Origin of the sequence: Candidatus Binatus sp., assembly GCF_036567905.1 — a bacterium.
Lineage (GTDB): Bacteria > Desulfobacterota > Binatia > Binatales > Binataceae > Binatus.
In genome coordinates, this window is record NZ_DATCTO010000071.1 from 23,220 (window position 1) to 34,277 (window position 11,058).

At 60.8% G+C, this 11,058-nt stretch carries 10 protein-coding genes; 3 read left to right on the forward strand and 7 right to left on the reverse strand.

Going from position 1 to position 11,058, the window contains the following annotated elements; all coding sequences use genetic code 11:
• Nucleotides 1-40: 40 nt before the first annotated feature.
• Nucleotides 41-1,966 (forward strand): B12-binding domain-containing radical SAM protein, encoded by a 1,926-nt coding sequence (locus VIO10_RS11435; protein WP_331963978.1) that lies wholly within the window; start codon nt 41-43, stop codon nt 1,964-1,966.
• Nucleotides 1,967-2,050: 84 nt separating this feature from the next.
• Here VIO10_RS11435 and VIO10_RS11440 read toward each other — a convergent pair whose 3' ends face one another.
• The 5 genes from VIO10_RS11440 to VIO10_RS11460 all read right to left on the reverse strand — a co-directional run bounded on the left by VIO10_RS11440 (nt 2,051) and on the right by VIO10_RS11460 (nt 6,245).
• On the reverse strand, nt 2,051-2,398 hold the full coding sequence (locus VIO10_RS11440) for a hypothetical protein (protein WP_331963981.1): 348 nt from the start codon (nt 2,396-2,398) through the stop codon (nt 2,051-2,053).
• Between the two features lie 25 nt (nt 2,399-2,423).
• Nucleotides 2,424-2,645 (reverse strand): hypothetical protein, encoded by a 222-nt coding sequence (locus tag VIO10_RS11445; RefSeq protein WP_331963984.1) that lies wholly within the window; start codon nt 2,643-2,645, stop codon nt 2,424-2,426.
• Between the two features lie 170 nt (nt 2,646-2,815).
• On the reverse strand, nt 2,816-4,504 hold the full coding sequence (locus VIO10_RS11450; RefSeq protein WP_331963987.1) for a hypothetical protein: 1,689 nt from the start codon (nt 4,502-4,504) through the stop codon (nt 2,816-2,818).
• 30 nt (nt 4,505-4,534) lie between these two features.
• The gene (locus VIO10_RS11455) at nt 4,535-4,756 is read right to left on the reverse strand and encodes a hypothetical protein (protein WP_331963989.1); all 222 of its coding nucleotides are present in this window, start codon (nt 4,754-4,756) and stop codon (nt 4,535-4,537) included.
• A gap of 367 nt (nt 4,757-5,123) precedes the next feature.
• Nucleotides 5,124-6,245, reverse strand: coding sequence for a substrate-binding domain-containing protein (locus tag VIO10_RS11460; RefSeq protein ID WP_331963991.1), 1,122 nt, complete (start codon nt 6,243-6,245; stop codon nt 5,124-5,126).
• 44 nt (nt 6,246-6,289) lie between these two features.
• On the opposite strand from VIO10_RS11460, the gene VIO10_RS11465 reads away from it, so the two are divergent.
• Nucleotides 6,290-7,183: a transporter gene (locus VIO10_RS11465; protein ID WP_331963994.1), complete on the forward strand. Its 894-nt coding sequence runs from the start codon at nt 6,290-6,292 to the stop codon at nt 7,181-7,183.
• Nucleotides 7,184-7,210: 27 nt separating this feature from the next.
• Here VIO10_RS11465 and VIO10_RS11470 read toward each other — a convergent pair whose 3' ends face one another.
• Nucleotides 7,211-8,449 (reverse strand): aldo/keto reductase, encoded by a 1,239-nt coding sequence (locus VIO10_RS11470; protein ID WP_331963997.1) that lies wholly within the window; start codon nt 8,447-8,449, stop codon nt 7,211-7,213.
• Between the two features lie 89 nt (nt 8,450-8,538).
• A complete protein-coding gene (locus tag VIO10_RS11475; protein ID WP_331964000.1) occupies nt 8,539-8,949 on the reverse strand; it encodes a hypothetical protein in 411 nt (136 codons plus the stop codon).
• A 144-nt stretch (nt 8,950-9,093) separates the two neighbouring features.
• Here VIO10_RS11475 and VIO10_RS11480 point away from each other — a divergent pair, with 144 nt between their 5' ends.
• On the forward strand, nt 9,094-11,022 hold the full coding sequence (locus VIO10_RS11480; protein ID WP_331964003.1) for a hypothetical protein: 1,929 nt from the start codon (nt 9,094-9,096) through the stop codon (nt 11,020-11,022).
• Nucleotides 11,023-11,058: the final 36 nt, after the last annotated feature.

An 11,058-nucleotide genomic window follows, 5' to 3' on the forward strand; every position in this document is an offset into this window, starting at 1 on the left:
TCAAAATGGGAGTCCCGATTAACCGCGTAAACTATTTACCTTGACACACCAAGTCCTGCTCACGTCCGTCTGCCGTCCCTTGGGGGTCCGCTACGGCGATTCCCCGAGTGTAGGGTACGAGTTGCTCCACGAACAGGTGACCCGCGCCCAGGGTCTGTTCAGCCCCCGTTCTCACCATACCCAGTTCTCGCTGGAGTACATCGCCGAGAACCTCGAGGCTCCCACCGTGGTGCTCCAGTATCCCTCGCACAGGGAACTCATCCGCGAACTCAGGCGTGGGTACGACGTCGTGGGCGTATGTTTCGTTCTGGCCACCTACCACCGCATGAAGGAAGTTGTGGAGCTGGTCCGGAAATATTCGCCGCAGTCGAAGATCGTGCTGGGCGGGTACGGGACAGTGGCGCCCGATGAGATGCTGCTTCCCTACGGCGACCATATCTGCCGCGAGGAGGGAGTCGGCTTCATGCGCCGCCTTCTGGGCGAACCCGAGATCCCGATGCCGTACCGCCATCCTCTGATCATCAACCGCCTGCAGGTATTCTCGAAGCAGATTTCGCGGACAGGGATCGTGTTCGGCGGCCTGGGATGTCCGAACGGGTGCGATTTCTGCTGCACCTCTCATTTCTTCAAGCGCAAGCACATCCGCCTGCTGCCTACGGGGGCCGACATCTACCAGGTGGTCGAACGCTATCTCGAGGTCGATCCCAAGCTCTCGATCATGATCATGGACGAGGATTTTCTGCTTAACCGTCGCCGAGCGATGGAGTTTCGGGAATGCGTTCTGCGCAGTGGGAAGCCGCTCTCGATTTTTGTTTTCGCCAGCATCCGGGCCTTGAGCCAGTACACCGTGACCGAGATTCTCGAGATGGGGATCGACGGGATGTGGATCGGTTACGAGGGAACGCGATCGGGCTATGCGAAACAGTCGGGCCGGCCGGTCGAAGAGATCTTCCGCGAGTTCCGCGAGCACGGAATCACCATCCTGGCCTCGATGATCGTGGGCTTTCCCTACCAGACGCCCGAGATCATTGAAGAGGAACTGTCGGGCCTGCTCGCGCTGCGGCCGGTGCTCACCCAGTTCTTGATTTATGGCCCTTGTCCCGGCACTCCCTTCTACGAGCAGGTCATCCGGGAGGGGAAACTGCTGCCAGAGGTGGCCGAGGATCCCGAACTGTTCTATCGGCGGGGGAGCGGATTCTATTCGATGGTCAGCCATCCATCGATGACACCCGACCAGATCGAGGCTGCCCAAAAGCATTGCTTCGAGGAAGATTTCCGCAGCTTGGGACCGGTCCTGTACCGTTCAGTGGACCGATGGCTCGAGGGATACCGCAAGCTCCGGGAGTCCCCGAGCGCATTTCTGCGCGCCAAGGCGCAGCGGATCTCAACCGACCTCAGGAAATCCTACCCCGTGTTCCTGGCGGGCAGGCTGTTCGGGCCGACAGCGCAGGTACGGCGTTGGATTGGCAGGCTCCAAAAGCAGGTCCACGCAGAGCTGGGGAGTCCCACCTGGCAGGAGCGTATCTTGTCGGTTGCGGCAGTAGGCTTGGCTTCCTGGACGGGACTTACGCTCAGATTGGGCCTCTTCCAGCACCCGCCGCTGGTGAGAAATACGTTCAGGATGTCGGACGCGGATTGCGGGCGGGCTTGGGAGCGCCTGCGCGGTGAGGATCCCGCGGGGCTTTCGATCCAGGTGGAGCGGCGGCCCGCCTCGACGGTGTGGGTGCTCCTGGAGGGACGGCTCACGGCATCGGCAGCCGGAAAGTTCGTTGCGGATCTGCGAGCGGCGCTGGCGCGCCGGAAGGATCGAGTGGTGCTGGACCTGGCCGGACTGGCGGGCCAGGAGGATGGCGCGGTGGGCGCGCTGGCCGCGGGGCTGCGGAGCCATCGCGACCGCATCCGCATTATTCTACCCCGCATCGGAGAGTTCGCGGTGCTGGCCGCAATCTTTCGCCTGTACCAGTAATCTGCCCTTCTTTGGTGGGCCGTTAGCTCAGTTGGTAGAGCAGCTGACTCTTAATCAGCGGGCAATGTTTCCAGGATTCGGACGCTACTCAACCCGCGCAGCCTTGATAATCCTGCCGCCCGGATCGGTCTCGAACACGAAATGAACCGGGTTCTTCCCACTGGCGTAGATCACCAGCATCCCACCCGTTTCTATAAGCTGCTCGGAAAACGTCGGCGTTCCGAACTCTTTCTCGGCCTGGCCGATGTTCTTGCCAATCCAGTATTTGCGGCTGGTGTGGACTGATTCGGCGGCGTGCAGCATGCTTGCCCCGGCGAGCGCCACAAGGATCAGCAGAGCGACGACTGCACCGGCGTACCGGCGGCGCGCGCGTTGTGTGTCCGCCACCTTCCCGGTTTCTGCACGAATCGAATCGGATTGCAGTGCCCTCATATTTCCTCTCCGCCGCCGGAGTCTGTCAGTCGGCGGACGCGCTCACGATCTTACCGTTCGAACCGGTCTCGAATACGTAGTGTGGCGCCCCTGGACGCGCATAAATTACGAGCTGGCCCGTGGTCTCCAGCAGAGGCTGGACGCTGGTCGGCTGGCCCAGGCGGGCGGTCAATTCCGGCAAGGTTTTGCCGACCCATTCATGCGGCCTTATCGCCTGTGCGCGGGTTTCCTCCGAGTTGGGCGCCACCGATGGCGACCATGGCCGGACCAAACGAACCGCACTACAGCCCGCAAGCACTACCGCGGTGAAAGCCAGGGCGATTGTTACACCGAGCAAGCCGCGAGGACGCGCTCCGCCCTCGCGGTCCTGCTCGGTCGCACTGTTTAGACCCATCCTCGTTGCCCTCTGTCGGCCATCTAAAATGCGAATTCCGCGTTTAAGAAGAACGAATGCGTGTCCGGAGTTACTACGTCAGGAATTGCAGCTCCTGTGAAGTGTGTGGGTGCAACGAAGTTAAACTGTTTCGCGTAAGACACAGGAAAGTCATACTGATTGTGGTAGAAAAGCGTGTTTTGTGTGTCGAACGCGAAGCGCAGATATTCGTTCCACTGGTAGGATATTCCAAGAGTCACGGTCTGGAAGTCAAACGGGTTGTTTTTTACCTGGGTGTTCGGGTTCCATTGCTTCAACCATCCGAACAGCGTGAGCTCGGTCTGGGGAATGTGATAATGGCCGAAGAAATTGTAACCCGCCTGGTAACTTCTGCCGTTGTTCAATAACGCGGTAGCCAGGTTGCTGTAAGCGGCCTGGTTGAGTATCACCGATGCGGGCAGAGTGGAACTGGGCGTCAGACCAAACACCGCGGCGGGTCCGGACGACGAGAATTGATTGCCCGTGGTCCATGCGTTGCGGCCCCAGTCGTACTCGAAAGCTAACCCCCAAGTCTCTGCGGAGTAGTGCGCGATTGCAGCAAAGCGTTCGATAACTGCATTCGGCGCTTTGTACGGCGTTGCCAACCCAACGAGGTCAGGCGTCGCGTTGCCGAAACCATAAGTGTAATAGCCGGTCAAGCCTAAGCCTTGGAAGCGCCACTTGGCGCCGAATGGATAATACGAAATGCGGCCTTGGACTTCTTTGGTATTGGTGGCCTCAAGTGCATGGAACCCGGCGTTGTTGTATGCGCCGATGTTGTAATCGATATACTGAGTATTTTCCGCACCAAAGGTAATCGGGCCTTGAACAGAGATGCCGGGAAACGTGGATGATTCGGCCCAGTTCCATGTCGTCAGGTTGACGAAACGGTAGCCGTACAAGTCCTCCTCCCATGCAGTTTCGGGGTTCGGTATCTCACCCATGACGATCGAGTCGTTCTTGATGGCATCGATGCCTAAGTGTTTGAAAGGCGTGTTCCATTGGAGGTATGCATATTTGAGCCGATAATTCAGATCGCCGGTTATGGAACTGCTATAAGCGCTCGAGCGGCCGAAGGCTTGGTTGGTCGTGGCGCCGGTCGCGGTATAGATATTCGGCGTCACTCGCACGGTCCAGTCTTCAGTTGGATAGAAGAGGAAGTTCAGGTATGCGCGGTTCAAGTAGAACGAGTTGTAACCGTTGTTGCCGGGACCCGGCCAGTTCATCTGGGTGAGGTGCTGAGGTCCCCATCCGGTATGGGAGAACATCCCGTAGTCAAACCAGACCAGCGTGCCGAACGAGACCTTGTTCTTGAAACTGCCGAGATAGTCCTGCCACGCGGGTTTGATCTCGGCCACCTGTTGGGACAGTTCAGTATTCTTCTGAAGCAGCGTCTGCTGATTCTGCATGAACTCGGCGCGCAGTTCGTCGTCGTGCTTCTTGACTACCTGCTGGACCTGCTCCTGCACCGCGGCGGCAGTTGGCGGTGGAGCCGCTGCATCGACGTATAGCCGTCCGATGGCTATCCGCCCCTTGCCGGGCTTGCTGTAAAATGCGCCGGTCTTCGTGTCCTCGTACATCATTATGCCCTTGGCCGATTGCGCCATCGCGGTGCGCGGATAGGCGGTCATCGTCGCGAGCAGCGCGGTGGCCATCGCGGTGGCCAACCTGGATTTCCATCTCCCGAGCTTCATCGATTTCCTCCCTCGTGTCTGACGGTCGCTCTATTTGCCCGACGCGTATTGCTTCTCTTGGTCCGTGCGCAGCTTGGTGAGCTGGTATGAGGTGTAGGTTTTGCCGTTGCAGACGTATTTGCTCGGCGAGGAAATCGTGATTATCCCGCAGTCCGCGACCTTCGGCGCTGGCTTTGCGCCAGCCGCAACCTCGGATCCGCGCGGATCGGCAGACTGGGTAGACGCCGCACAACCCGCGACCATCAATGCCAAGGTGATGCCTAATGCGGCGAGCGAGCTACGAAGTGCTGGACAAAACATCTTATGAAAACCTCCTTCATCCGGACTCTTTTGGGGCGGCGCAGGACCCTCCTCCGGAGCGCAGCTTGCTCCCGCGACCCCCGATCATTGCGCGCAACTTACGGAGGCGAAGTTACAAGAGTATTAACGGGGATGCGTGTTTGGGTGAAAAAACGTCCGCCGCACGGATCGTTATCCACTGCCCAAGCGAGCTAACTTTGACCAGTCCCCCACAGTGAGCCCAGACTGACTCACGAATTGTTGCCCACGCTGTGCGGGTTACCCTCGCGGCGCAGCTCAAGGGGAAGCGAGGCGACTATCGCGATGCGGGTTACCTGGCTCAGGCGCGGACGATCTGTCCCATCTGCGCGGTGTCGTAAGCGCATAGCTGGCTGATTTCGCGCGCGAAGCGCCGCGAATTCAGAGCGTCGAGCATCGCCTTGATCGGCGTCGATTCGGCCTCTTGCTCCATGATCACGAGGTCGTAGCGCTCGTCTCGATGCGGAAGAAAATGCAGTCCGTAGGCATCGGCCCCCAGTCTGATAGTGACTCCGGCGTCCGCCTGCCCCGCCGCGATTGCAGCCGCGACTTCGAGATGGCCGCCGACTTCGAACCGGTATCCTGCGATGCGCTTGGGCTGGAGGCCGAGCTCGCCAAGCGCCTGGTCGAGAGCTGAGCGCGCGCCCGAGCCTTCTTCGCGGTTTACGATTCTGAGACCGGATCTCTCCAGGTCGGCGAACCCGCGGATCGCCAGCGGGTTGCCGGGCGCGGTCGCAAGCCCCAATTCCCAGCGGGCAAAGTTCACGACCATCGAACGGTGATGGCCCAAAGCGCGGCCGATTGGCGCCAGGTTGTACTCGCCGCTCTTTTGATCCCGGAGATGCACTCCGGCCACGTGCGCGCGGCCATCGACTACCGCCCGCAATGCTTCGCGACTCGAGCACGAAAGGGCCACCGCGTGAACCGGCGACCGCCGCCGCGCGAGCCAGTCCACCAGAATCGCGACCGCCGGATCGCATCCCGCCATCAGGATCGTCGAGTCAATTTCATCCGGCAGTTGAAACGTGGCGACGTCCGCGCGACGGCGCCTTGCACGCTGCAACACCCCCGCCGCGGGCACGAGCGTGAGATGCGCCGCCGGTTGCGCCACGGCAACGACTTTTCCGCCCACTCGCGCAAGCGCGACGTGGGATTGCGAGCGGGCAGGGGGGAGTCGCTCGTCGTCGAACCAAGTGGCGTCGATGAGCGTTGAGGTCTCCTCGTCGATTTCGCCGAACAGCGATTCCACGCTTGCGCCGAGTTCGCGCGCAAGGCGGATCGCGATTGCCACGCCCGGATGATAGGCGCCCGACTCGATCGCGCCCAACGCCTGCCGCGAAATTCCCGCGCGCCGCGCCAGCTCGGTCTGGGTGAGATCCCGCGCCATTCGCGCGCGCGCCAGGGCCTTGCCAATCGATGCCATGATACTTGTCAATCCGCTCTTATTATGGCATGTAATGCGCCAGCATGAAAAGCCTTGCAACCTCGTTTATCCGATCGCGTGCGGTCTTTACGACAATCGTTCTGGCCGTCGCGCTCGCCGCGGCGACGCCGTGCCGAGCGCAAAGCGGCTCGTCGTTTGGGTCTGCGATCGAGGACTACTTTATAAACTGGTTTCCGCGCGTCACTCAAATCCAGAGCGAGCAGCCGCACTGGATAACTCCGCTGGTGACCGTGACCCCACGGCTCGAGGAGGAGGTGCGCTACGACCAGTTCTTCCAGTCGTCGCGCAATGGCCTCGCGACCGACAACTTCGGCGGCGGCAAGGGACTGGAGCTCATCCCGTTTCAAGATACTGAAATTATAGTCGGGATGCCGCCGTTCCTGAAGCGCAACATGCCGCGCAACACCGACGGCTTCGGCGACTGGCCGTTCCTGGTGAAGGTGCGGCTGCTCTCCTCCAACGAGGAGCACGACAATTACATCGTCACCGCCTTCATGGGGTTCAGCGTGCCGACCGGCTCGAAGGTCAACGGCAACGGCCACGCGATCTTCACCCCGACGCTGGCGGCCGGCAAAGGCTTCGGCGACTTCGATGTCCAGTCCACGGTTGGCGTCGCGTTCCCCAACGGCGGTCACGACACGCTCGACCGGCTGGGGATGCCGCTGGCCTGGAATACCACCTTCCAGTATCGCCTCTTCAAATATTTCTGGCCGGAGTTTGAAACCAACTACACCTGGCAGTCGTATGGCGCCGACACCGGGCACAGCATGCTCTACCTCACGCCCGGGATCCTGGTAGGGAGGATTCCGATTCACAACCGCGCCGGCCTGACGTTCGGCGTCGGCGACCAGATCGCGGCGACGTTCCGTCGCAACTTCAACCACAACCTCATCCTGACCGCGCGGATTCCGTTCTGACGAAACGATTCGGTTTGGCTCGAGTGGCTATGCGAGCATGCGATGCGTTGGCGCCAGGAGCACTTCGGTCGCGATCCCGTGCGGACACGCTCCCGCGCACGGCTTCGCGTCGCAACTGAGACACGCCGCGGCGTTCTCCGAGAGCATCGCGTATTCGCTGCGCGCAAGGCGGATATCGCCGTAGTCTCGAGCGTACATCCGCGTGCGCATCACGTCGGCGATCGGCACGCCGAAGGGACATGCATTCGCGCACTCGTTGCACGCGGGACGGCACTGCGAATCACCGTTGAGACTCGCGTAGCGATTCAAGAGCGGAAGATCTTGCGCCGCGGTCGCACGCGCTCCTGACGCGCCCAGGTATTCGTCGATGAGTTGGCGGCTCGTCATCGAGACGATCAGCGCGTCCACGTTGGAATTCGACAATACCCATCGAAACGCCGCCTGCGAGAAGGTGGCGCCGCCGGCTTCATACGGGCGCATATCGTTCAGGCGCGCGCCCATCAGGGTCTTCATCACAACCACGCCGACGCCGTGGCGCTTGGCCTTTTCCATCAGGCGCGGCAACTCGGGCTGAATCGCGATGAAATCGAAGTTGTGCGTGAAGCGCTGGTAGAAGCGCGGGTCCTGGCCGAAGTTGTGCGCGCACAGGATCACGTCGAAGTGACCGCTGTCGATCGCGTAGTCGAGGCATTGCGCCAGGTTGCCCGCGTGGCCCGACATCCCGGTGAATCGAATTTTGCCCTGGCTGCGCGCCTGGGAGACGAATTCGTACCACTCGGGATTCTTCAGCCGCGCCGGATCGTTGACCGCATGGTTGAAGTACACGTCGATATGATCGGTCTGCAGGCGGCGCAGACTTGCTTCGAGCGCGGTCATCATCGAGCCGCGGCGATCATCCGCTCGCGCGATCGTCTTCGAAGTCAGGAATACCTTGTCGCGCCTGCCCTTGAGCGCGTTGCCGATGGTCGTTTCGGATTCGCCGTCGGTGTAGGTCTCGGCCGAGTCAAAGTAGTTGACCCCGCAATCAAATGCGTGACGGACCAGGTCTTCGTTTCCGGCGGTCAGGCGGCTGGCGCCGAATGAGATGTCAGAAATCTTAAAGCCGGTGCGGCCAAGCGTCGAGTAGCGGCGAACGTGCGCAGCCGGCTGGACCGATGCGCTGGCGGCGCCGGCCAGCGGCAGGATCGATACGCCCACGCCGGCAAGCACGCCGCGTTTGAGGAATTCGCGTCGTCCAATGATCGATCCATCGCCCGATCGTTTCATCTGATCACCTCGCGGAGCCGCGTGGCGAGCCGGTCGCGGCCAGGGCCAATTCTAACGCCAAGCCATCGCCAGACGCGAGACGCATTCGCTCAGCCGAGGTCGGCTTTGCGGCGATACAGCAGCACGGCTGCGCCCGACGACACGCCGATCGCGACGAAGGGGTAGGGTATAAGGTAGGCCCACGAGTGCTCCTGCATCACCGCGCTGCCGTGGTACTTCAGGATGAACAGGAGCATGTTGATGATCACGTACGCCGCGTACAAAATTCCGATCGGCAGCGCAAAGTTGCGCATCGCGATGATTGCGTACACGTACACGGCGAGAATGATCCCGAAAATCGGAGCGACGATCATGTTGGACACGCCCGAAAGCCGCGTGCCGAGGAAGACGAAGCCGACGCCGGGATTATGCGAGAATGGCTTGTCGAAATTGGAAATCGCCATCAGTGCGAGCAGCAGCGCCAGGATCGTCAGAGTCACGCCGCGCGATTTATCTTTCATCTTGGTACCCCTGGCTTGCGAGCTGGTTGCGGCACATCCTAGTCGGCGGGCGCGTGAACCGCATCAGGTCTTGCATATGCATATTGAGACTTGATTGGATGCGCAGGGATCGGTACCGCTGACGGCATCGGATTCGATCGATCAATGTGGCGATTCATCGCGGTTGCGGCGCTCGCAATGTGTGTATCATGGCTCTGGAGGCCGATTTGCGCCTTTGCCGAGACTAATCTCGTAAAGAACGGCGACCTTGCCGCCGGCTTCCACGGCGCGCCGGCTGATTGGTACGCGCTGTCTTCCGACAAGAAGCTGAGCAAGTTTTCATGGAGCTATACGGCGGCCGGGGGCGGCACGCTTGGAATCTCCAATCTGAACCCGAACCATGCGAGCTGGCATCAGGCGCTGATACTACGGCCCGGGATTTACGAAATCAGCGCCGAAGCGAGCGTCGAGGGTGCGCAGCCGCACGCAGGCGGCGCGAATATAGCAATCAGCACCTACGACGGAATCAAATTCATCTCGACGCATCTGCACGGCACGACGGGCTGGCAGAAACTCTCTTTCTTTCTGAAAGAAGATCGATGGGGCGATTCGACTGAGCTGCTATGCCAGCTCGGGGTGGCGGGTTTTCCGGATACGGGTCGCGTGTCATTTCGCAATATCAAAGTGATCGCCGTTGCGAGTCCGCCGTCGGGCGGAGCGCGCGGATTCGATCTCGCCACGATTCGCTACCACTATAAGGACCAGCTGCATCAGCCGGACAACAGAGTCTCGATTCGTGCGATGGGCGTGGTATCCGGCCTGATCCTGCTGGCGATGCTGGGATGGGCGCTCGCCGTAATATGGCGGCCGGCGCTTGCGGCCGGGCGATCGGCGTGGATGCTCCCTGCCGGCCTCATGCTCGCGATCACCGCGGTCAAGTTTGCCGCGCTATTTCATTTCACCGGCTTCTACTGGGACATCTGGGCGAAGACCAATCGCGCCTTGCTGGCCGCCGCATTGGGCCCCTCGCGAATTTACGATCCCGGTCTGCCGGTTGACGCCTATCCGCCCGGGTCGCTGTACCTGCTGTGGCTCTCAGGATGGATCGGCAGGTTGATCGAGCCGACTGCAAACGGTTTTCGCGTGATCGTCGAGACGCCGCCGTTGATTGCCGATCTTTTCATCGGTCTGACGCTGTACTTTGCGGCGTGGCGCGACGGACGCGGCCTGCGCGCCATCGTGGTGATGATGCTGTTCGCGCTCAACCCGGCGCTTATTTTCGATACGGTGGTATGGGGCCAGAGCGATTCGATCGTCGCGCTGCCGATGATCGCCGCCGCGATCCTGATCCTCACCGGCCGCTATCGGCTGGGATGGAGTGCGGCCGCGATCGCGATCCTGGCCAAGCCGCAAGCGATCGCATTCACGCCGCCGTTGGGACTGTGGACGCTGTGCAACGCGGGCCTGGGCGAATGCGGATGGTCCGCGGGCGCATTTTTCGGCACGGTTGCGATCGGAATCATGCCGTATCAACTCGGGCATTCGTGGGATTGGATAATCAACGTATATAAGGATCTCGGCACGCGATTCAGCGAAGCTTCGGTGGGCGCGTTTAATTTCATGGGGCTGATCGGCGGGATGGGCACGCCCGACACCGACAAAGTCATCGGCGGCGTTTCGTACAAGGCATTCGGCCTTTCGCTGACGTGCGCGGTTTACCTGATCGCGTTGTATCTGATCTGGCGCGCGCGGTCCGCTCGCGCCGCGATGCTGGCGATCTTCGTCGCGCTATTCGGATTCTTCATGTTCGCGCCCCGGATGCATGAGCGATATCTGTACTACCCGATCGTATTTCTGATTCCGATCGCGTTGGAGAGCAGCTTTCTCACTTCGATCTTCGCCGTGGTGAGCGCGACGTTCCTGTTCAACCTCATCTATATCAAGCATCTCACCGATACCTCGTCATATTTTCCCGACCATCCGAACGCCGCGCTGATCGCGGCTGCTTCGATCAACCTGGCCGTCTTCTTCGCGGTGACCGCTTATGGGTTGCTGCGCACTCCGCCGCCAGCCGGCAGGGGTGAGCAGGGCTGAGCCCTGCACTCAGTATTAAGGCCGCGCTCCGTTGTC